Genomic DNA, 21,139 nt, shown 5'->3' on the forward strand with positions numbered 1-21,139 from the left:
TATTTTTGAGGCTAGTGGGCAAGGCGATTGACGCTAGAATTCAGCCGACGCGTTAGCGGTCGGCTGGAATGATTTATTAGGCGCTCTACTTGATTTTTCTAAATTCATTGATTGTTAAGTTTAGTATTTTTAATAACTGCCTTTCAACACCAGGAGAAATATCTTTTGAACCATGATTTGGCATTGGAAAAGTATTTTTGCCATCTGAAAATATAACATGCGAGCCTTTTTGACGCACAACCTTATACCCAAGTTTTGTTAATTTTCTTTCAAACTCTCTATACTTGAACGGCATACTCTTCTACCGCATGAGTTAATTCATTCTTGATAATTCTTTCATCATTTACTTGCTCAAGATGATAATCCATCATCATTTCAACAACATTTTTTAATTCCATAATTGCCTCTTTCTCAGAATAGGCAAATGCAAATAAGTTCTGATGCCCCTCTACTTGGGCTAAATAACCATCGCCGTCTTTTTTAATAATTGTTTTCATAATTTATTTGATTAAATAAATTTAAATTTTATCACACTTTGTGTATTGATAGTTTTAGCAACATCATTTGGTGAATATTCAAAAAATGTTTGCCACCTAACGCCTCCATTACTAAAAACAGCCTCTGCAAAACATTCCATCATATATTGAAATTCATTATTTTTTACCATATTCAAAAAGTCTGGTGTTTTTGCCTTTATTAACTTTAACAAATGAAAAGGGGTTATTTTTAGGTTAAACATAGATTCTACAATTTCTACTAAATGACGACCTTCAAATCTAGATACTTTTCTTGTTAAGTTTCTATCTTTAAGGCTAATTTTAAATCTTCCAGTAATCCCAACTTTTACTAACCAATTGTCATTATTTAGCAATGTAGTGCTAAATACACTCCTTTCATAATTGTTCATATTTTCCACACCTAACGCCTCACATCAGCGGAATCAATTATTGATAATGCTTGTTCATAAGAAACATGCTCACCATGAACAGCCTTATTACATACATTCATGATTTTTACAGCGAGCTGAAACTGGTCATCACTAATGGCGTCTTCCTCTACCAGCTTTCTCAACAAGCGAATGCCAGAATCTCTTTTTGGATCAATTGAAACACCAAACCTCTTTGCAAGATTTTTTGAAATAATTAGGGTCAGTGTGTTATTAATTTTCATTTTTACGCTTTCTAGGTCTGCCTGCTTTCCTACTGCTCACCCTCCGATTAGTTAATAACTCAATCTCGTTAATAAACTTTTCACTACCAAGTACCAAAGATTTGCTTGCTGTTTGTCTTATTTTAAATAATAACTCAGGTTCAACTTATTCAAACATATTCAAATAATTTGCATTTCTTTCTTGGCTGATACCCATACCATAAATGACACACTGACCTCAATTATTTTTTATACTCCAAACATAACGCTTGAATTCAGCCGATGCGTTAGCGGTCGGCTAGAATGATTTGTTATGTGGCTTCACTCTTGAAATACTATCTTTTCATATTTAGATACAAACTTACTTACTGGCTTCCATATTTCAATATTATCGCCATTTTGCTCAAAAATTTTACCGTTATTTTTCTCTGCAATATTTTTCATTTGGTCAAAATTACTTTTAAAATCCTCTACATCAAGTAACTTATTTTGTATGTCAGTTTCTGTTATGTCTTTATTGCCATATTTTTTTAATTTCAAAAATTCATTTAATATCCTAGAATTAATATTTTTCTGTCTTTCTTCTTTGCTCCAAAGTTTTAATTTCCTTTCCACTTTTTTTATTTCATCGGTTTCACTTTGACTGTATTTATCTTCTTTAATATCTTTTTCTGTGATTGATTTTTTAACCTCTGATAAAATTATTAGCCCCTTAATTACGGTTGAATGAATTTCTTTTGCTTGAGCTTCTTTAGCAATAAGAAATGCAACATTTTCAAAGACTAACTCTACTTGTGATAACTGGTGTTCTATATTGTTCATAATAATTAATCCTAGTAAAAATTACTATTATATAGTCTATATTAGTATTTATTAGTCTTATTTAGTAAATATTTGTATACCTCATTGCCCGTAAATTCTCAACCCAGTGCCGTATAAATTGTTTGGGCTATCAAGTTTATATTGATTTCCTGTTCCGCAAGGGTTGTTTATGCTATCTGGAGAATATTTACTACCATATCTGCCATATGGATTTGATATAGAATCTGGGTCGTATTAAGTCTACCTCTATAGTTTCCTTGTGAGTCATATAGTTTGGGTGCATTTGTTGCGTATGGATTGTTTACAGATTTGTTACTATATTTACTGCCATACTCCCCATACTCATTGTTAATGCTATTTGATTTATATTTATTTCCAGCACCATATTCATTTCCAGTAGAGTTAATTCCATAAGAGTTATTGTTATAATTTCCCAAATAATTTGCTAAAACATTGATAGTAAAAAATAAACTCAAACCAACTATTAAAATATTTTTTATTTTACTTCTCCATTTATTTGTAAAAATTGTCACATAACGCTTGAATTCAGCGGACGCGGTAGCGGTCGGCTGGAATGATTTGTTATGTGCTTTTAAAATAAATAAGATAACTCCTCTTTTGACACTTTATGGATTTTCATTAATGTTGTGCCTTTGTGCATAAAATTACTTTATCATTAAAAAAGGAAAAACAGATGTTTTTTTTTGCTTTGCCTTAAAAACCACTAAGTTATTTACTTGGCGGATTGTTTCCTCTGCTAGGACCCGATGGATTGCCAGTTTTACTTGGTGCATTATTTGGCGTTCCGCCACTATATATTTTAAAAGTCATAATAACTTCTCCTTTAAATCACCCTCTAAAAAAGGAGTGAGAGATGGCCACCTAACTATCAGTATAAGGCATTATTGCCTTAATATACTGTATTAAAAATAAAATCAGGTATATTTACCTTGTTTTTAGTAAAAAAACTGTCAATAAAGCCTAATATCAAGTATTGTATTGAAAAAAAACGGTCTTTTTTAACTAGATTATTTAAATACTATGACTATTATAAATAAAAACAAGACAATTTTACAAAAAGTTCGTGAAGTGTTGCGTAAGCAAAGATATGCTTATTCAACAGAGACAGTTTACTTGGATTGGGTGGGTTGGTTTATTGGGTTTTATCAGTTAAAAACAAACAATCTTTGTTTGAAGACTCCGGGTAAAAGGTGGGAAAATATTTAACTTATTTGGCTATTGAGCAAAAAGTGGCGTCTAGTACGCAAAATCAGGCTTTAAATGCTTTGGTGTTTTTATATACCAAGGTTTTAAAGTAGGCCGTTAATGTAGCTCGCTCGCGTAAAGAGCCGAGAATCCCTGTGGTGTTGAGTAAAAAAGAAGTGGCACAAGTACTCATTTTGATTGATGGCATGGTTGGGCTGGTTGTGGAATTGTTGCATGTTGGGGGTTTGAGGATTTCTGAGGTGGCGTGTTTGCGTGTGCAAGATATTGATTTTGAGTTTAAGCAAATCACAGTGTGGGATGGCAAGGGTAAAAAAGACTGGGTAACTCCATTGGCAAATAATTTAATATTGCCATTAAAAATACATTTAATAAAAGGGTGGCACCCTCTTATTTCTTATTTAAATTTAATTTACTAAACCCTTATTTCGGAATAATTTGTTAGAATATTTTTTCACTTTATTTTCACAAACCTAACATGTTCAGTGACATATACGGCAATTGGAATAACGAGAAGAGCGAGACCCATGCCGCCGCCACTATAAACATATTTGCCATCTCCTAGCGTATCTATTCCTAAAGTAATATTGTAATATTGTACCCCAATCACAATATCATTTATTATCGAAATTTTACTTTGTAAATTAATCTTTCCAGAGTCAATATTAAAATCTTTGCCTTTTATGAAAATTTGCTTCTTTACTGTGGATTGATTTTGCACAGCCTTTACTTGTAATTCATTTGAATTTAAAGCCTTAATAACAATTTCACCAATCAATTTATGGTTAAGCAGTTTATCATTATCCCAAATAATTTGAGACAAATATATATCTCTTTCATCTCCAGCATCGCCTTTGTTAAGATAAGTACCGTTTAAATTTTCAATTTTTCTTATTTTCTGAAAATCTTTATTGTTTATCGGTGCAGTAAAACATCCAGCAATACTTACAATAAATATTATGGCTATAAATTTAATAAACTTATTTTTCATTTTATGTTCTAATGCTTGAAATCAGCTGACGCGTCAGCAGTCATCTGGTTAGGTGCTTTTTTAATCATAAGTTATTGTTTTTAAATATAATTTAATAAATAAAAGGGTAGTGCCCCTTATTTTCTCCTTATTTTCTTGTTGGCTGTGATGTTGATTTAGGCGCCGAATGAATTTATTATTCAGGGCGTACTCCTATAGTCATTCGTTGAATTAAGGCCTCATCTTTTGCATCATCAAACGGGAAGCCATCTTCAAAAGAATACCAGTGATGTGTAACATCATTATCTTGTAAAAATTTTTCATCTAAAGGGTGTCTTGCTGTTGGGTTGTGATAAACATGAAGCCCCTCTAGTAAAGTTTCTACATATCCATTTTTAGGTGTAACCCTATGATGTGCCGTTAGTCCTTTTTTATTATAGCGTAAATGCTCAAAAACCATTGGGCATGGATCTTTGCTAAGCGCACGGACTTTACCAAAAGTCGCTGTATTGCTAAATATTACGGCACTGATTTCTGGCATTTCTCCATTAGTAAAATAGCCCATAGGCACTTCAGCGCCATTTGGTTTTTCTATGAAATCTATATATTCATGACCAAGAATTTCACGGCGGTTTTCTTCAGGTATATCTTTAAATATTGGTTTTTTATAGCCATAAAGAACTTGGCAGATTGCATTATCATTTTGCGTCCAAAAAAAAGGTTGTTCGAAGGGGGCAATTGCTAGAACAAATGGTTTTCCCTTAATATGAACTAAATGCTTATAGCTTCTTTCATATTTTTTTGATTTTGAAATTAAAGCATTAGCTAGCCGTATACTAGAATGTTTTACCACCTCATCTTTATCAACTTTTCCTAAATCTCCAATCTTTGCCCCCCATTCGGGATCTGTTCCTTGTGCATGATTTGCTGTTGTTGCTTCAATGTAGGTTTTACTCCCCCCCATCATTTACAACAAAGTCTGGTGCTTGAAATGTAAAGTCAATACTATAGTTAAACTGCTTTAAGGATGCGTAAAGATATATTTCCCAAAATGAGGAGTTGAATGTAGTTTGAAACTCTTTTATGAATTTACCATCTCTATCAATAAATCCATCTGCCCACTCATTTATAACATCACGAGCATATGCTTCAGGTTCTAAAATTATATTTTTAAAGTTATTGTGTAGCTTATCTTCTTCAACTATAGGGGTAAACAAATCCATAATACATCCTTTGATTCAGTAATATTCACATTGAATGAAACGCTCTTACATTGATAATGTAGTAATATATAAGCTAACATTGTAAATAACCAGCAGACTGAGAAGCGCAGCGGCGAAACCTGTCTGAGTTAATTTGCCTTGTTAGCTGTTTCGCTTGTTAATAATTTCAATTTTTGAATATGCCACTTCATTTTCTTTCTTTGCTCATCAGAAAATACTGCCCCAAAATTCCTCTCGGTTGCTTCCAACTTTAGAAATCTTGACTCACCCATAAGTAAATTTAATTTATTCAAAATTTGAACAGCATTCTTTCCTTCTTCCGCTAATTTTCCAAGTTCAATCTCAACGAGCCCACCTTTGCTTTACCAGATTCTGATTTTATGAGCCTACCTACTAGTTTTTGTATTGGGTTTCTTGATGCAAAAACACTAATTATTACAACCGTTGACCATATAATAAATATTTGCAATATTTCCTTTGTTTCTTGCATGTTTGTATTGTGTTTTTTGACAGATAACTATTATCGCAAGGTATTATCACCCCCAATTATACTGTATTAAAAATAAAATTAGGCATATTTACTTTGTTTTTAGTAAAAAACTGTCAATAAAACCTAATATCAAGTATTGTATTGAAAAAACGGTCTTTTTTAACTAGATTATTTAAATACTATGACTATTATAAATAAAAACAAGACAACTTTACAAAAAGTTCGTGAAGTGTTGCGTAGGCAGAGATATGCTTATTCAACAGAGACAGTTTACTTAGATTGGGTGGGTCGGTTTATTGGGTTTTATCAGTTAAAAACAAACAATCTTTGCTTGAAGACTCTGAGCAAAAGGTGGAAAAATATTTAACTTATTTAGCTATTGAGCAAAAAAGTACGCAAAATCAGGCATTTAAAATGCTTTGGTGTTTTTTATATACCAAGGTTTAAAGCAACCTTTGACAGGCGTTAATGTAGCTCGCTCGCGCAAAGAGCCGAGAATCTCTGTGGTGTTGAGTAAAAAATAAGTGGCACAAGTACTCATTTTGATTGGTGGCATGGTTGGGCTGGTTGTGGAATTGTTGTATGTTGGGGGTTTGAGGATTTCTGAGGTGGCGTGTTTGCGTGTGCAAGATATTGATTTTGAGTTTAAGCAAATCACAGTGTGGGATGGCAAGGGTAAAAAAGACTGGGTAACTCCATTGGCAAATAATTTAATATTGAAGACCCCTGCATTAAACTAAAAAACCCAACAAAAAATCACAAATCAACCCTCAAAACCTTATGCAAACATTAGCATTTATGATAAAATACTATAATTATCAGACACTTACAAAAAAATGCGAGTTAAAACCACTCAAGAACAAACCTTTGCTGATAGTTTTATCAACATACCAAACTCCCAACTAGACATCATTAACAAAGTTATCGATTGGGAAGTTATAGCCAAAGATCTGTCTCATATTAAAGTTGACTATTCTGCTGTTAGTCTGTTTAAAGCGCTATTAATAGGCACATGGCACAATCTCTCTGATGAGAAGTTGGCTGATAGTCTTAGTAGAGATTTAGTCTTTATTAACTTTTGCAACTTTAGCCTAAGTGGCAACAAACCTGATGCTACAACCATTGGCAGATTTAGAACCAAACTAATCAAACAAAATCTATTTGATAGACTTTTGAGTAGCATCAATCTTATGCTTGAGAATAATCAACTCAAACTCTCTAATGACAAACATGTTGCCATGGATGCAACCTTAATTCAAAGTGCTAGACGCACTAAGAAGATTATTACAACACACAAAACTGGTGAGGTTTATGAGATTGATAGTAACCCAATTCAATATTCAGATGATAAAGATGCAAGATGGACATTTAAGGCGGGAAAATACACTTATGGATATTCATCAGTAGTAACAACTGATGCCAATGGATTAATTAACAAAGCCACTACGCACCCTGCTAATGATAGTGAAATGACTCATTTTGAAGAAAATGTTAAACAGGTAGGCAATCAAAAAGGCGTAAGCGTTTTATACGACAAAGGAGCAGCCTCTCAAGCTAATAGTGAAGCACTTAAAGCACAAAAGTTAAGAGATGGTATTATGCGCAAAAAACCCAAAGGCAAGCAAATGAGTCATTGGCATAAATTACGCAATAAAGCAATCAGCAAAAGAAGGTTTGTGGTTGAACGCACCTTTGGTACGCTCAAACGCACTTATGGTTTGGCAAGAAGTCGTTATATTGGTTTAGAGAAAGTTGCCAGCGAAGTTAATCTTAAAGCTATTGCTTATAATCTAGTTAGAGCGGCGAATGTTTATATTAACAAGGGATTAAATACAGCCTAGGGATTATTGTGTCTTTTTTGTGGAAACAGTACAAAAAAGAGTAAAAAATGAGCGATTTATAGTTGATATTGATGATTTTTTTAATGAAAGCTGGGTTTTATATATTTTTTGACTTTGAAAAGTCAAAAATTGAGGGTTTTGGGTTTTGATGGTCGGTTTTAGGGTGCTATGCAGGGGTCTTTATTGCCATTAAAAATACATTTAGAGACCTTTGCATAAATATAAATAATCATCAAGAATCCACTTTTCACCCACTTGGTAATTTTTTAAACCCAGCCTTAGCTCTACTAGGACAAGGTTTAAGAAAATTACCAATTGGGCAAAAATTCAATTTTGCTAATCATCCATATTTATGCAAAGGTCTCATATTGTTTATTTTATTTTTGAAAATGGTATAACTCTTCAGATTTAACTTTGCCGTCATCGTCATTGTTAGAGGTAATGTTATACATTGCTCAAGATTACTAGCAATTTTTTAGAATATTTTCCATTGGCAAAACAGACAATGATAATAATTAAGATTACCGCTGGATAGACTGTAAAATTATGCGGATGATAATGCGAAAATTACCTAAATTACTTTTGAAACCAGTGGGCAAGGCGATTGCTGATTTTGGGATGATTAGGACGGGAGATAAGATTTTGTTGGCGGTGTCGGGAGGCAAGGATTCGTTGAGTTTGTTTCATATTTTGCGGCATTTTCAGGCGCATTCTCCGGTGAAATTTGAGTTGGGGGTGGTAACGATTGATCCACAGGTTGAGGGATTTGAGCCGCAGGCGTTGGCGGGGTTTTTTGAGCGGTTTGAGGTGCCTTATTTTTTTGAAGAATTTCCTATTTTGGCACAGGCTAAAAAAAGTATGAAAGGGGATTCTTATTGTTCATTTTGTGCGCGTATTAAGCGGGGTTTGATGTATCGGGCGGCTCGTAGAGAGGGTTACAATGTGTTGGCGTTGGGGCAACATTTGGATGATTTGTGTGAGAGTTTGATGATGTCGATGTGTCATAATGGCAAGATTCAGACGATGAAGGCGCATTATGTTATTGACAACAAGGATTTGCGTGTTATTCGTCCGTTGGTATATGTGCGTGAGCGGCAGTTGGCGGATTTTGCTGAATCTGCTGATTTGCCAGTAATTGCGGATTCGTGTCCAGCGTGTTTTAGTATGCCGAGTGAGCGAGATCATTTTAAGCAGTGGTTGTTGAGTGAGGAGAAGCGTTCGCCTAATTTGTATAAGAATCTGTTGAGTGCGATGAAGCCGATGTTGGATGAGACGAATGATTAAATTTATTTTTAAGTTTTTTGCTTTGATGCCGCTTAGGTTGAACCATTTTATCGGTGGGGGGATTGGTCGACTGTTGTATTTGACGAATAATCGTTCTAAATCTGTGGTGAGTAGAAATATTGATATTTGCTTTCCAGATTTGAGTGAGGAGCAACGGCAGAATTTAATTAAAAAATCTTTAATTGAAACGGGTAAGGGCTTGAGTGAGATGGGTTTTGTTTGGTTTAATAGTGTTGAGCATAACGCAAAACATGTTGTCAAAATAAAGGGTGAAGAGCACTTGCAAACTGAGCAAAATGCGATTTTATTGGCACCACATTTTGGCTGTTGGGAGATTGCAGGGTGTGTAGTGTCGCTTTATAGACCGATTACTACTATGTATAAGGAATTGAGTGATAAAAAGCAAAATTCTTTGTTACTTTCTGTGCGTAAACGGCAGAATATGCAGATGATAGAGGCGAATAAAAAAGGCGTTTTGAAATTGCAACGCACTTTAAGAAGTGGGCGATTGATTGCTATTCTTCCTGACCAATATCCAGGGGAAGGCGGCGGGGTTTTGGCACCTTTTTTTGGTCAAAATGCTAGGACAATGACGCTGCTGGTTAAATTGGCTAGAAAAAATAACGCCAAAGTGCTGTTGATTTGGGCAACACGATTGGACAAGGGCAGGGGGTATGAATTGAATATTAAACCTGTGGATGTTTTGTCAAAATCGGGCGTATTGGCGGAGGATGTGGCGGCAATGAATCAAGTGATTGAAGATTTGGTAAAGACCAAACCTGAGCAATATTTGTGGAATTATAAGCGCTTTAAGGGTGTTGTAAAATATTAGGATGTTATAATATGCAGATGAAATTTATTGAAGACATTCAAAGTGTATTTGAGCGTGACCCGTCGGCAAGAAACACTTTTGAAATAATAACCACTTATTCTGGTGTGCAGGCAATGTTGTTTTATCGCTTGTCGCATCGATTATGGGGATTGAATCTTAAATGGTTGTCTAGATTTGTTGCCATGTTGGCAAGATGGTTGACGGGTGTTGAAATTCATCCTGCAGCGAAAATTGGCAGACGCTTTTTTATTGACCATGGCATGGGTGTGGTCATTGGTGAAACGGCTGAGATTGGCGACGATTGCACCCTTTATCATGGGGTTACTTTGGGTGGTACAACTTGGGACAAAGGCAAACGCCATCCCACCTTAAAAAACAATGTGGTGATTGGTGCAGGTGCGAAAGTTTTGGGGCCAATTACTCTCGAGGATGGCGTTAGGATTGGTTCAAATGCTGTGGTGACTAAGCCTGTTTTTGCGAATGAAACTGTGGTTGGTGTGCCGGGTAGGGTACTGAGTGATAAATCAGAGCATTTAAGTTTTGATGCGTATGGTGTGAGTAACGACAATGACCCGAATGTTGAAGCAATAAAATCTATTCTCAAGCGATTAGATGAAATTGAAAATAAAACTTGACTAAAATACTTGGTTATATATAATATGAGGTTTATTAGAGGGAATATGAATTATGCAGTTAACCACCAAGGGTCGTTATGCGGTAACAGCGATGTTAGATTTGGCATCTAATAATACGGGTAAGCCAATTACGCTGGATATTATTTCTCAAAGGCAAAATATTTCTTTGTCTTATTTAGAGCAATTATTTGCCAAACTTAGGAGAGCGGCACTGGTAAAAAGTGTACGCGGCCCTGGGGGCGGTTATTTACTTGATGCCAAGGCCAAGGATATTAGTTTAACGCAAATCATTGAAGCGGTCGATGAAAACATAGACCTCCGTCGTTGCAAAGGGATGAAGGGATGTAATAACGGCCGCCAATGTATCTCCCACCAATTGTGGTGTGAGGTTAGTCAACAAATTAGAACATTTTTGAATGGCAAAACCCTGCAAATGGTAATTGACAATCACGACACCAGTCTTAACAAAGGATTATAAATTATGACAACACCTACTTATATGGATTATTCTGCAACCACGCCCGTTGATGAGCGTGTTGCTGCAATAATGATGAAATACTTAACTTTAGATGGCGATTTTGGCAATCCTGCTTCCAATTCACATTATTACGGCTGGCAAGCGGATGAGGCAGTTAAAAAAGCCAGAAAGCAAGTGGCAGATTTAATTAGCGCCGACCCGAGAGAGATTGTATTTACTTCGGGTGCAACCGAATCCGATAACTTGGCAATTAAAGGCGTGGCGCATTTTTACAAGAAAAAAGGCAATCACATTATCACGCTAAAAACAGAACATAAAGCCGTGCTAGATACCTGCCGTCAGCTTGAAAGAGAAGGATTTGAGGTAACTTATTTAGACCCAATGCCAAACGGCTTGTTGGATTTACAAGTGTTAAAAGACGCTATTCGCGAAGAGACAATATTGGTTTCTATTATGCATGTGAACAATGAAATTGGCGTGATTCAAGACATTGAGACAATTGGCAAACTGTGCCGTGAACACAAAGTATTTTTCCATGTTGATGCAGCACAATCTGCTGGCAAGGTGGCGATTAATGTGAACGAATTACCCGTAGATTTAATGAGTTTTTCAGCGCACAAAATTTACGGACCTAAGGGCATCGGTGCTTTGTATGTGCGTCGCAAGCCACGCATTCGCTTAGAAGCACAAATGCACGGTGGTGGACACGAACGGGGTATGCGTTCAGGCACGCTAGCAACACACCAAATCGCAGGCATGGGTGAGGCATTTGCCATTGCACAGGTTGAAATGGCTGAGGAAGATAAACGAATTACTGCACTACGAGACCGCTTATTGGCAGGTTTTGTGGATATGGAAGAAGTGCAAGTTAATGGAGATTTAGAGCAGCGTATTCCAGGCAATCTTAACATCAGTTTTAATTATGTAGAAGGTGAATCATTGATGATGGCAATTAACGAAATTGCCGTGTCTTCAGGGTCGGCTTGTACCAGTGCCAGTCTTGAGCCATCTTATGTGTTGCGAGCATTAGGGCTAAATGATGAATTGGCACACAGTTCCATTCGCTTTAGTATTGGGCGTTACACCACTGAGGCTGACATTGATAAAGCGATTGTTTTAGTGCGTGAAAAAGTAGAAAAATTGCGTGATTTATCGCCATTGTGGGATATGTTTAAAGAAGGCATTGATTTAAGTAAAGTCGAATGGGCTGCCCATTAAAATGAGCATAATAAATACATGGGTTAGCGACTCACAACAAGGTTAGAATAACAGTAAGTATTTAATAAGGAGATAGAAAGATGGCATACGGTGAAAAAGTATTGGATCATTATGAAAATCCACGCAATGTGGGTGTTTTGGACAAAGATGCTAAAAATGTTGGCACAGGCATGGTGGGTGCACCTGCTTGTGGCGATGTGATGCGTTTGCAAATTCAAGTGGATGAGAATGGCGTGATTGAAGAGGCGAAGTTTAAAACTTATGGTTGCGGTTCGGCAATCGCCTCAAGTTCATTATTAACAGAATGGGTCAAAGGCAAAACATTGGACGAAGCAGCACAAATTAAAAATGTTGACATCGCCGAAGAATTGGCATTGCCACCCGTAAAAATACATTGCTCGGTATTGGCTGAAGATGCAATTAAAGCAGCCATTAACGACATCAAAAGTAAAGCATAAGTTTTTATTATGGCAATTACTTTGACAGATACTGCCGCTAATCGTGTCGTTGGTTTTTTAGTCAATCGAGGCACTGGTATTGGTATTCGTTTGTCTGTGCAAACCACAGGTTGTTCTGGCTTGGGTTATAACATGGAATTTGTTGACAGTGCGAATGATGATGACACTATTTTTGAAGACAATGGCGTTAAAGTTATTGTTGATGCCAAAAGTTTGATTTATTTAGACGGCACCGAAGTGGATTTTGTCAAAGAAGGGCTTAACGAAGGATTTGAGTTTAACAATCCAAACGCCAAAGCCGAGTGTGGTTGTGGCGAATCTTTTACTGTTTAACTTTTAAAAAATAAATGCAAAATTATTTTGAATTGTTCTCTTTAGAGGCTGATTTTTCAATAGATTTGGTTGCTTTGGAGCAAATTTATCAAACGCAAATTGCACAACATCATCCCGATAAATTTGCCACTGGTAACGACAAAGAGAAAGCCCTTGCCATGCAAAATACCTCACTGATTAACACTGCTTTTGATACGCTAAAATCACCACTTTTGCGAGCCACTTATTTATTAGAATTACAAGGTATTAATGCTTTTGATGAAAAAGACACACAAATGAATGTGGATTTTTTAATGAGTCAAATTGAACTTAGAGAATCATTGGAGGCGATAGATATGGCAAAAGATGAGATGGCGTTGGATGGTTTTATTGAGAATATTGCTGGTAAAATGAAACAGAATATTGGGGGAATTCAACAAGGATTTAAACTTAATAAATTTAGCGTAATTAAAGATTTAGTTAGAGAATTAAAATTTTATACACAATTAAATACCCAAGCAAGCCAACTAATGGACGAATGGTTATGAAGAAAAAATTTGATAAAAAAGAAATATCCATACTTGCATTGGAAGAATTACTTAAAGATGTTGGTAAAGTTTCTTTTATAGAAAACAAGCGTGCAGTACACACAAATAGTAACAGTTTAGAAATGCATAAAACCTTACAAGGGCTTTCCAAAGATGTCAATGGAAATAATGATAAATTATGGAAAACCCTACTTTAAGTATTATGGGGACTAATGGCTCTGGGAAAACAACAATTACTGAACGATTTCTTGAGCATGGGTGGCTGGGTAATGCTACTTATGTTAATCCAGATATTATTGCCCAAGAAAAATTTGGCGGATGGGGCAACAAAGAGTCTTTTGTAAAAGCAGCAAATTATGCACAAGAAATTCGTGAAAACTGTATTAAAAATAAGCAAAGTTTAGTGTTTGAAACTGTATTTTCTACCAATGAAAAGATTAAGTTTGTAAAAAAAGCACTTGAGGCTAGTTTTTTTATTAGATTTTTTTTTATTGCAACTGAAGGCCCTGAAATTAATGCAAGTAGAATAATGAAAGGCGGGCATAATGTTCCACTTGATAAAATTATTAGTCGATATTATAAATCTATTGTGAACTGTGCTAGAGTTATTAATTTAGTTGACAGAGTATATGTATATGATAATTCAGTTGATGAACGAAGTCCAAAACTTGTTTTTAGAGTCAAAAACAATAAAGGCAGCCAAGTTTTAAAAAAATATGAAATTTTACCCAATTGGATAAAACCCTTAATTAATTGTGCAAAAACTTTAAAACAATCAAAATAAAATGGCACTCTTACAAATCTCAGAACCCGGTCAAATCACTGCACCGCACCAGCATAAATTAGCAATTGGCATTGATTTAGGCACAACCAACTCTTTGGTAGCAACGGTGCAAAGTGGCGAGAGTAGGGTGCTGAAAGATGAGAACAACAAGGCGATTTTGCCCTCAGTTGTACATTGTGGCAAAGACAATAAACTCACAGTGGGTTGCGACGCTTGCCCTTATGCAAAAACCGACCCAACCAACACAATTATATCGGTTAAACGCTTTATGGGGTTAAGTTATAAGGAAGTCAAGACCTTTAAGAATTGCCCTTATACGCTGGTAGAAAATGGCAACAATGTGCAATTTCATACTGCGATGGGTGATTTGTCTGCGGTAGAGATTTCATCCACTATCTTAACTTCGCTCAAGCAGCGTGCGGAAAAAGCCCTTGGCGGTGATTTAGTCGGTGCTGTCATTACTGTGCCTGCTTATTTTAATGACGCACAACGACAAGCCACCAAAGATGCGGCAACGCTGGCAGGGTTAACTGTTTTAAGGTTATTAAATGAGCCAACGGCAGCAGCGGTTGCGTATGGTTTGGAGTCGGGCGAAGAGGGTATTCATGCTGTGTATGATTTGGGTGGCGGCACTTTTGATATTTCGATTCTGAGTTTTCAAAAAGGGGTGTTTAAAGTGCTGGCAACGGGCGGTGATTCTACTTTGGGCGGTGATGATTTTGACCAGTTGATTATTGACGATTGCATTGAAATGTTAAAACTGGGTGAATTAACCCCCACACAAATGCAGAAAATCAAACAGTTTGCACGCACCGCAAAGGAAACCCTCAGCGACCATGAATTTGCTGAATTTAATTGCGTAGAAGCGCCGTATCGCATCACCAGAGAAAAATTTGAATCCTTGTCCAAGGCGTTAATCAAGCGCACATTGCTGCTCACTAAACGCGCTGCAAGAGATGCTGAGATTGAAATGCGTGAAATTAAAGACATTGTTATGGTAGGTGGATCAACTCGGATGCCTTTGGTCAGAGGTATGGTTGGCGATTTGTTTGGCAAGCCCGTTTTATGCACCATCAATCCTGATGAGGTGGTGGCAAAAGGGGCTGCTATTCAAGCCAATTTACTGGCAGGTAATAAATCACAAGAGGATATGTTGTTGCTAGATGTCTTACCTTTGTCGCTCGGTTTAGAGACCATGGGTGGCTTGGTAGAGAAGGTGGTACATCGAAATACCACCATTCCCATTGCCAGAGCGCAAGAATTTACCACTTTTAAAGATGGGCAAACGGCGATGAGCGTGCATGTGCTACAAGGTGAACGAGAATTGGTTAAAGATTGTCGCTCACTTGGGAAATTTGAACTCAGAGGCATTCCACCCATGGTGGCAGGCAACGCACGCATTCGAGTGGAATTTCAAGTGGATGCTGATGGCTTGCTCTCTGTTAGCGCCATCGAAGAAACCTCGGGTGTTAAAGCCGATGTGACAATTAAGCCCTCTTACGGACTGAGCGACAGCGAAATGGAGCAAATGTTAAAAGACTCTATTTTATTTGCCAAAGATGATATTGAGTCCAGACAACTGCACGAAACCCAAGTAGAAGCAGACAGAACACTAGAAGCGATTGATTCAGCATTGGCTAAAGATGCAAATATGCTAGACCAAGTGATGATTGACGCCATTTTACAAGCCAGAGCAGAATTGGCCAGCGTTGCAAAAGATAACAATGAAAAAGTCATTCAGGATAAAATAGACAACCTTGAAGCAGTCAGCGCTAAGTTTGTAGAAATGCGTATGAATAGCAGCATCGCACAAGCCATGAAAGGCCACAATGTTGATGAATTTTCCAATTGAGAAGCAGTTTTAATACAGGAGTAAGAAAATGCCACAAATAATTATATTGCCACACGAAGAACTTTGCCCAGAAGGCGCTGTTATTGAAGCCGAGAAGGGTGTTAGTATTTGTAGAGCAATGCTTGCCAACGACATTGACATTGAACACGCCTGTGAAATGTCCAACGCCTGCACCACCTGCCATATTTATGTGCGTGAAGGTTTTGACAACCTTGAAGAATCCGATGAAACAGAAGACGACTTACTTGATAAAGCGTGGGGACTAGATCCCGATTCTCGCCTATCTTGTCAAGCGCTCGTCAATGACATTGATTTGGTCATTGAAATTCCAAAATATACCATTAACCAAGTGAGTGAAAATCATTAAGAAGTCAAGTTTTAGGATATACATCACTCGGTGAAACAGTGCTTTTTTGGCGATAGGCGTTTAATATACCCCTTATTTTTACACCCCTTGCAATGAATAAAAATGCCAAATCTTTCTCTCGATAAACAGAAATATTTAGTGTTGAATCTATTTTAGCCAGTTCGTCACATTTGCTTTTAATGTCTTGTTCGTGTTTTTTGCTATTCCGTTGCAAATGCTGATAAATAACAAACACAGATGAAGCAGATAATTTGCTTATAATGGCGCCAATTTCAGTATTTAATATGTATTTTTCTTTATGTTCTGGCTCTATTCTTGATTTTCTACCTGCCTGAATACCCGTGTCTGGGTCAAAGAATACAAGTGATTCTTCAGCACTTATAATTTTTTTGTATTTTTCCCAATAACCAATTCGATTGCCGCCATTAAAATAATCGGTATTTATTGGTTGTATGCTATTGTATGTAGATATGTAATTATTTAACCATAACTCCCAGTTATTCAAATCCCGATTTGAATGTGTGGCAATAAAGTTTAACAAGTCCTTAGATTTGCAAGCACTGGATTTTGGTGCAATATTACCTTCATTATCATGGCGATGCTCAGTGAGCATGGGGACAAATCCATACTGCTTAAAATCTCCATTTTTAAGAACAAAGGAGATAAGGTCATATTTAAAATAATCTCTATCGTCTCCGTAATATTTAAGTTGCACCATATTTTTATAACTTAAAGACTAAGTTTAATGGTTGAGCCAATCGTTTATTGAACCTCTTTAATGGGCAATCCAACCATAAATTTTGATTTTTCATGATAATGCCTCAGTCATTCAAAGTTTAAAATATTTAGAAATAAATCCTTTTTTCTTAGATGGAGAATTAAACTTTTCCATTACTTCAACTGGCTTTATTTTAGACAGTAGCCATTGGGGTATTGGTGGATTTTCGCTGCTGCCACAAGATTTCCCTAGATTGTTTGGGTGAAATATTTTCACAAAATCAGGGTTGTCTAGGTCGTTAGTATAGACAATGCCACAATACCTTTCTTGGTGTTCGCTTTTAATGATTTTCTTAATGTTGTTTATGGTATCAAGAAAATCGTTGGTATTGGTAACTGTTTTTGGCGCAACTTTCGAGGTGTCGTATACATACCAATCATTTGGATTACTACTAAGTTTGTCAAACAATGCGCGACAATCGTCCCATTGCATAATGCCAATAAAGCGACCTTGAAACTGTGCCAAATAGTCCATTTTAAACGAGTTTACTCAATGGTAATACTTGGGAATGAGCCTAATGCTTTGTCTTGTTGCGTGAGTTTGGCGGCTACTTTTTTGGCAATTTCTTTATAAATTTGCGCCACTTTGCCGTCTGGATTTTTAGCAACTGTTGGTGTGCCTTCGTCAACATCTGTTCTAATGTCTATTTCTAATGGTAAAGCACCTAAGAAATTCACATCAGCGTCTTTTGCCATTGACTCGCCGCCGCCAACGCCGAAGATTGCTTCTTCGTGACCACATTTAGAGCAAATGTGTAATGACATATTTTCAACAATGCCTAAGATTGGAATGTTGACTTTTTCAAACATTTTCAAACCTTTTTTAGCATCTAATAAAGCAATGTCTTGTGGCGTGGTTACAATGATTGAACCACTAACTGGGATTTTTTGTGATAAGGTTAATTGTGTGTCGCCTGTACCGGGTGGCAAGTCGATAATCATATAGTCTATACCACGCCACAAAGTATCGCGTAGCATTTGCTCCAAAGCCTGTGTTACCATAGGGCCACGCCAAATCATAGGATTTTCTTCGTCAACCAAATAGCCGATTGACATAGATTGCATGCCATGGCCTAAAATGGGGAGTAATTTTCCTTCACCAGTGGTTTCGGGCTTGAGTTTAGAAACGCCTAACATTCTTGGCTGAGAAGGTCCGTAAATATCGGCATCTAAGATAGCCACTTTGGCGCCCTCTGCTTGTAGTGCAAGTGCTAGATTAACGGCTGTGGTCGATTTTCCAACGCCACCTTTGCCTGAGGCAACGGCAATAATATTTTTAACTTCTGATAATATGTCCACCCCTTTTTGCGTGGCGTATTTGGCAATTTTTGTCTCAATATTAACGGTTACTTCTTTGGCGCCAGCGTCTGATAATGCAGTTGTAATTGCTTCTGTTAATGCTTGGTGGTAACTTTGTGCTGGGTAGCTTAGGACGATGTTAATGGTGATGTTGTCGCCGTTGATTTCAGTGCTGTCTAGTGCGTTTGAAGAAACAATATCTTGCTCAGTGTAAATATCTACAACCTTGCTAAGAATTTTTTCAATTTGGTCTTGAGTTAAATCTGCCATTAGTGCGTCCAATTAAGTAAAATGAGTTATTTTATCGTATAACTGTATCAGTTAACCCTAATATTAATAATGACACCAAGAAAAATCCTTGTTACCTCAGCGCTGCCCTATGCTAATGGTGAAATCCATTTAGGGCATTTATTAGAATACATTCAAACCGATATTTGGGTACGCTTTCAAAAGATGATGGGCAATGAATGTCATTTTGTTTGTGCAGATGATGCGCACGGCACGCCTATTATGTTGAAAGCCAACGAACTTGGCATTACGCCAGAAGAATTAATTAAGGGCGTGAGTGATCGCCATCAAGCAGATTTTAGCGCATTTTTGATTGGCTTTAGTCAATATCATTCAACACATTCGGATGAGAATAAGGCGATATCAGCAGACATTTACAACAAACTAAACAAGCGTGGATTCATTAAAACTCGCACCATTTCCCAGGCATTTGACCCGGAGAAGAAAATGTTTTTACCCGATCGTTTTATCAAAGGTGATTGCCCTAAATGCGGTGCAGGCGACCAATACGGCGATAATTGCGAAGTTTGTGGTGCAACTTATTTACCAACGGAATTAAAAAATGCAAAATCAGCTGTATCGGGTGCAACACCAATTACCAAAGATTCTGAGCATTATTTCTTCGATTTACCGCAGTTTGAAGCACAACTAAAAGCGTGGACGGAAGCGGGGCATTTGCAGAGTGAGATTAGCAATAAATTAGCAGAATGGTTTGAGCAAGGTTTACAGCAATGGGATATTTCTCGTGATGCGCCTTATTTTGGTTTTCAAATTCCTGGTGTGGAGGGCAAATATTTTTATGTTTGGCTTGATGCACCGATTGGCTATATGGCGAGTTTTAAGAAATTGTGTGATGAGCAAAATATTGATTTTGATGAATATTTTAATCAAGAGTCTGATACTGAGTTGTATCATTTTATTGGCAAGGACATTGTTTATTTCCATGCGCTATTTTGGCCAGCTATGTTAATGGGAGCGAATTATCGCACACCAAGTGCAATTTTTGCACATGGATTTTTAACCGTCAACGGGCAAAAAATGAGCAAATCTCGTGGCACCTTTATTCAAGCCAAAACTTATTTAGAGAGTTTAAACCCCGAATGTTTACGCTATTATTATGCGTATAAACTTTCTGCTAAGATTGATGACATTGACCTTAATTTGGAAGATTTTAAACAACGGGTTAATTCAGATTTGGTTGGCAAGGTGGTAAATATTGCCTCACGAAGTGCTGGCTTTATCGTGAAGAAATTTGATAAAACCTTGTCAGCGTATGCGATTGAGCCACAATTGTATCAAGAATTTGTTGATCAAGGTGAGCAGATTGCCAAACTGTACGAAGCACGCAATTACAGTCAAGCCATGCGTGAAATTATGAAACTTGCCGACAAAGCCAATCAATATATTGATGCACACAAACCTTGGCAACTTATTAAAGAAGAGGGCAAAGAGGCACAAGTGCATGATGTTACCTCTTTGGCAATTAATTTATTTAGAGTGTTGATGACCTACTTAAAGCCAGTGTTGCCAGCGATGGCAGAGCAAGTTGAAGTTTTTTTAAATGTCGATTCATTAAATTGGCAAGACATTAAACACCCACTCACCAAGCATCAAATTAATAAATTTAAGCCATTAATGTCACGCATTGAAGATGAGCAAATCAATCAAGTGATTGAAAAATCCAAGCAAAGCACGCAAGTTACCAAAGAAGAAACACAAGAAGAGGATGGCAATATGATTCAAATTGACGATTTCGCTAAAATTGATCTACGCATTGCTAAAATTGTCAAAGCACAAGCAGTTGAAGGCGCAGATAAATTACTACAACTCACACTAGACATCGGCGAAGACAACACCCGCAATGTCTTCGCTGGTATTAAAGCACACTATAAGCCAGAAGAACTAGAAGGAAAACTCACTGTTATGGTTGCCAATCTAGCGCCCAGAAAAATGAAATTTGGTATTTCAGAAGGCATGGTGTTGGCCGCTGGTGATGGAAAATCCCTACATATTTTATTACCTGATTCTGGTGCCCAAATAGGGATGAAAATCAGTTAAAATACTTCCTTTATACGGAGAGATGTCAGAGCGGTTTAATTTGCTCGCTTGGAAAGCGGGTGTACCTCACGGTACCGAGGGTTCGAATCCCTCTCTCTCCACCATTATTTTATACAAGAATGCCTTTGAATCAATATTTAAGGGCATTTTTTTTGCATCCAGTTTTTTATTTATTCAGTTGTAATTTTTTATAAATTCTACCCTATCGGGGTTAAAATGAGCTTTATATA

General features: G+C 36.9%; 32 protein-coding genes and 1 tRNA gene. 20 read left to right on the forward strand and 13 right to left on the reverse strand.

Annotation, left to right across the window (positions count from 1 at the left end; translation table 11 throughout):
* Positions 1-85: 85 nt before the first annotated feature.
* From MS2017_RS04875 to MS2017_RS11610, 6 genes are all read right to left on the reverse strand, one after another.
* Positions 86-295, reverse strand: coding sequence for a type II toxin-antitoxin system HicA family toxin (locus tag MS2017_RS04875; protein ID WP_122951453.1), 210 nt, complete (start codon positions 293-295; stop codon positions 86-88).
* Positions 279-497 carry a hypothetical protein gene (locus tag MS2017_RS04880; RefSeq protein ID WP_122951454.1) on the reverse strand — a complete coding sequence of 73 codons (219 nt, stop codon included), beginning with the start codon at positions 495-497 and terminating at the stop codon, positions 279-281. The genes MS2017_RS04875 and MS2017_RS04880 overlap by 17 nt, the downstream gene beginning before the upstream one ends.
* A gap of 11 nt (positions 498-508) precedes the next feature.
* Complete coding sequence (locus MS2017_RS04885) at positions 509-907, reverse strand: hypothetical protein (RefSeq protein WP_143108900.1); 399 nt, start codon at positions 905-907, stop codon at positions 509-511.
* An 11-nt stretch (positions 908-918) separates the two neighbouring features.
* Positions 919-1,170 carry a hypothetical protein gene (locus MS2017_RS04890; RefSeq protein ID WP_122951455.1) on the reverse strand — a complete coding sequence of 84 codons (252 nt, stop codon included), beginning with the start codon at positions 1,168-1,170 and terminating at the stop codon, positions 919-921.
* A 300-nt stretch (positions 1,171-1,470) separates the two neighbouring features.
* Positions 1,471-1,971 carry a hypothetical protein gene (locus MS2017_RS04895; RefSeq protein ID WP_122951456.1) on the reverse strand — a complete coding sequence of 167 codons (501 nt, stop codon included), beginning with the start codon at positions 1,969-1,971 and terminating at the stop codon, positions 1,471-1,473.
* Between the two features lie 167 nt (positions 1,972-2,138).
* Positions 2,139-2,504 (reverse strand): hypothetical protein, encoded by a 366-nt coding sequence (locus MS2017_RS11610; protein WP_206423661.1) that lies wholly within the window; start codon positions 2,502-2,504, stop codon positions 2,139-2,141.
* 508 nt (positions 2,505-3,012) lie between these two features.
* Between MS2017_RS11610 and MS2017_RS11205 the strand changes: the two genes are divergently transcribed.
* The 3 genes from MS2017_RS11205 to MS2017_RS04910 all read left to right on the forward strand — a co-directional run bounded on the left by MS2017_RS11205 (position 3,013) and on the right by MS2017_RS04910 (position 3,614).
* On the forward strand, positions 3,013-3,198 hold the full coding sequence (locus tag MS2017_RS11205; protein ID WP_164707537.1) for a phage integrase N-terminal SAM-like domain-containing protein: 186 nt from the start codon (positions 3,013-3,015) through the stop codon (positions 3,196-3,198).
* Positions 3,199-3,221: 23 nt separating this feature from the next.
* Entirely contained in the window at positions 3,222-3,290 is a 69-nt protein-coding gene (locus MS2017_RS11885) for a hypothetical protein (RefSeq protein ID WP_420886047.1), read from the forward strand.
* A gap of 63 nt (positions 3,291-3,353) precedes the next feature.
* The gene (locus MS2017_RS04910; protein ID WP_164707609.1) at positions 3,354-3,614 is read left to right on the forward strand and encodes a tyrosine-type recombinase/integrase; all 261 of its coding nucleotides are present in this window, start codon (positions 3,354-3,356) and stop codon (positions 3,612-3,614) included.
* A 35-nt stretch (positions 3,615-3,649) separates the two neighbouring features.
* On the opposite strand, the gene MS2017_RS04915 is transcribed toward MS2017_RS04910, so the two are convergent.
* From MS2017_RS04915 to MS2017_RS11210, 4 genes are all read right to left on the reverse strand, one after another.
* Positions 3,650-4,186, reverse strand: a complete 537-nt coding sequence (locus tag MS2017_RS04915; protein WP_122951459.1) for a hypothetical protein — start codon at positions 4,184-4,186, stop codon at positions 3,650-3,652.
* Between the two features lie 175 nt (positions 4,187-4,361).
* The gene (locus tag MS2017_RS04920; protein WP_164707610.1) at positions 4,362-5,132 is read right to left on the reverse strand and encodes a hypothetical protein; all 771 of its coding nucleotides are present in this window, start codon (positions 5,130-5,132) and stop codon (positions 4,362-4,364) included.
* Positions 5,116-5,388 carry a hypothetical protein gene (locus MS2017_RS04925; protein ID WP_122951461.1) on the reverse strand — a complete coding sequence of 91 codons (273 nt, stop codon included), beginning with the start codon at positions 5,386-5,388 and terminating at the stop codon, positions 5,116-5,118. The genes MS2017_RS04920 and MS2017_RS04925 overlap by 17 nt, the downstream gene beginning before the upstream one ends.
* A 128-nt stretch (positions 5,389-5,516) precedes the next feature.
* Positions 5,517-5,681: a hypothetical protein gene (locus MS2017_RS11210; RefSeq protein ID WP_164707611.1), complete on the reverse strand. Its 165-nt coding sequence runs from the start codon at positions 5,679-5,681 to the stop codon at positions 5,517-5,519.
* A gap of 378 nt (positions 5,682-6,059) precedes the next feature.
* On the opposite strand from MS2017_RS11210, the gene MS2017_RS11890 reads away from it, so the two are divergent.
* From MS2017_RS11890 to fdx, 15 genes are all read left to right on the forward strand, one after another.
* A complete protein-coding gene (locus MS2017_RS11890; protein ID WP_122951462.1) occupies positions 6,060-6,245 on the forward strand; it encodes a phage integrase N-terminal SAM-like domain-containing protein in 186 nt (61 codons plus the stop codon).
* A 157-nt stretch (positions 6,246-6,402) separates the two neighbouring features.
* Positions 6,403-6,618 (forward strand): tyrosine-type recombinase/integrase, encoded by a 216-nt coding sequence (locus MS2017_RS04935; protein WP_164707612.1) that lies wholly within the window; start codon positions 6,403-6,405, stop codon positions 6,616-6,618.
* A gap of 96 nt (positions 6,619-6,714) precedes the next feature.
* Entirely contained in the window at positions 6,715-7,719 is a 1,005-nt protein-coding gene (locus MS2017_RS04940) for an IS5 family transposase (protein WP_122951463.1), read from the forward strand.
* 558 nt (positions 7,720-8,277) lie between these two features.
* The gene (locus MS2017_RS04945) at positions 8,278-9,003 is read left to right on the forward strand and encodes a tRNA 2-thiocytidine biosynthesis TtcA family protein (RefSeq protein WP_306822012.1); all 726 of its coding nucleotides are present in this window, start codon (positions 8,278-8,280) and stop codon (positions 9,001-9,003) included.
* Positions 8,996-9,835 carry a lysophospholipid acyltransferase family protein gene (locus tag MS2017_RS04950; protein WP_071563287.1) on the forward strand — a complete coding sequence of 280 codons (840 nt, stop codon included), beginning with the start codon at positions 8,996-8,998 and terminating at the stop codon, positions 9,833-9,835. The genes MS2017_RS04945 and MS2017_RS04950 overlap by 8 nt, the downstream gene beginning before the upstream one ends.
* Before the next feature lie 17 nt (positions 9,836-9,852).
* Positions 9,853-10,470, forward strand: coding sequence for a serine O-acetyltransferase (gene cysE, locus MS2017_RS04955; RefSeq protein WP_071563288.1), 618 nt, complete (start codon positions 9,853-9,855; stop codon positions 10,468-10,470).
* 52 nt (positions 10,471-10,522) lie between these two features.
* Positions 10,523-10,948, forward strand: a complete 426-nt coding sequence (locus MS2017_RS04960; RefSeq protein ID WP_071563286.1) for an Rrf2 family transcriptional regulator — start codon at positions 10,523-10,525, stop codon at positions 10,946-10,948.
* Between the two features lie 3 nt (positions 10,949-10,951).
* Positions 10,952-12,166, forward strand: a complete 1,215-nt coding sequence (locus MS2017_RS04965; RefSeq protein ID WP_122951464.1) for an IscS subfamily cysteine desulfurase — start codon at positions 10,952-10,954, stop codon at positions 12,164-12,166.
* Between the two features lie 80 nt (positions 12,167-12,246).
* Positions 12,247-12,624: a Fe-S cluster assembly scaffold IscU gene (gene iscU / locus MS2017_RS04970; RefSeq protein WP_071563284.1), complete on the forward strand. Its 378-nt coding sequence runs from the start codon at positions 12,247-12,249 to the stop codon at positions 12,622-12,624.
* Positions 12,625-12,633: 9 nt separating this feature from the next.
* Positions 12,634-12,957, forward strand: a complete 324-nt coding sequence (gene iscA, locus MS2017_RS04975) for an iron-sulfur cluster assembly protein IscA (RefSeq protein WP_071563283.1) — start codon at positions 12,634-12,636, stop codon at positions 12,955-12,957.
* Between the two features lie 14 nt (positions 12,958-12,971).
* The gene (gene hscB / locus MS2017_RS04980; RefSeq protein ID WP_071563282.1) at positions 12,972-13,484 is read left to right on the forward strand and encodes a Fe-S protein assembly co-chaperone HscB; all 513 of its coding nucleotides are present in this window, start codon (positions 12,972-12,974) and stop codon (positions 13,482-13,484) included.
* Positions 13,481-13,681, forward strand: a complete 201-nt coding sequence (locus MS2017_RS04985; RefSeq protein ID WP_122951465.1) for a hypothetical protein — start codon at positions 13,481-13,483, stop codon at positions 13,679-13,681. Before hscB ends, MS2017_RS04985 begins: the two co-directional genes overlap by 4 nt.
* Positions 13,663-14,268 carry an ATPase gene (locus tag MS2017_RS04990; protein ID WP_122951466.1) on the forward strand — a complete coding sequence of 202 codons (606 nt, stop codon included), beginning with the start codon at positions 13,663-13,665 and terminating at the stop codon, positions 14,266-14,268. The genes MS2017_RS04985 and MS2017_RS04990 overlap by 19 nt, the downstream gene beginning before the upstream one ends.
* 1 nt (position 14,269) lies before the next feature.
* Positions 14,270-16,120, forward strand: coding sequence for a Fe-S protein assembly chaperone HscA (hscA, locus tag MS2017_RS04995; protein WP_071563279.1), 1,851 nt, complete (start codon positions 14,270-14,272; stop codon positions 16,118-16,120).
* A gap of 28 nt (positions 16,121-16,148) precedes the next feature.
* Entirely contained in the window at positions 16,149-16,487 is a 339-nt protein-coding gene (gene fdx / locus MS2017_RS05000) for an ISC system 2Fe-2S type ferredoxin (RefSeq protein ID WP_122951467.1), read from the forward strand.
* A 4-nt stretch (positions 16,488-16,491) separates the two neighbouring features.
* Here fdx and MS2017_RS05005 read toward each other — a convergent pair whose 3' ends face one another.
* The 3 genes from MS2017_RS05005 to apbC form a co-directional block, all read right to left on the reverse strand.
* The gene (locus MS2017_RS05005) at positions 16,492-17,205 is read right to left on the reverse strand and encodes a hypothetical protein (RefSeq protein WP_122951468.1); all 714 of its coding nucleotides are present in this window, start codon (positions 17,203-17,205) and stop codon (positions 16,492-16,494) included.
* Positions 17,206-17,316: 111 nt separating this feature from the next.
* Entirely contained in the window at positions 17,317-17,739 is a 423-nt protein-coding gene (locus MS2017_RS05010; RefSeq protein WP_122951469.1) for a hypothetical protein, read from the reverse strand.
* Positions 17,740-17,750: 11 nt separating this feature from the next.
* A complete protein-coding gene (gene apbC / locus MS2017_RS05015) occupies positions 17,751-18,833 on the reverse strand; it encodes an iron-sulfur cluster carrier protein ApbC (RefSeq protein WP_122951470.1) in 1,083 nt (360 codons plus the stop codon).
* Between the two features lie 69 nt (positions 18,834-18,902).
* On the opposite strand from apbC, the gene metG reads away from it, so the two are divergent.
* Both metG and MS2017_RS05025 read left to right on the forward strand, forming a co-directional pair.
* On the forward strand, positions 18,903-20,909 hold the full coding sequence (metG, locus tag MS2017_RS05020) for a methionine--tRNA ligase (protein ID WP_122951471.1): 2,007 nt from the start codon (positions 18,903-18,905) through the stop codon (positions 20,907-20,909).
* A gap of 16 nt (positions 20,910-20,925) precedes the next feature.
* A tRNA-Ser gene (locus tag MS2017_RS05025) sits at positions 20,926-21,013 on the forward strand.
* Positions 21,014-21,139: the final 126 nt, after the last annotated feature.

It is taken from the genome of Bathymodiolus thermophilus thioautotrophic gill symbiont (genome assembly GCF_003711265.1).
Lineage (GTDB): Bacteria > Pseudomonadota > Gammaproteobacteria > PS1 > Pseudothioglobaceae > Thiodubiliella.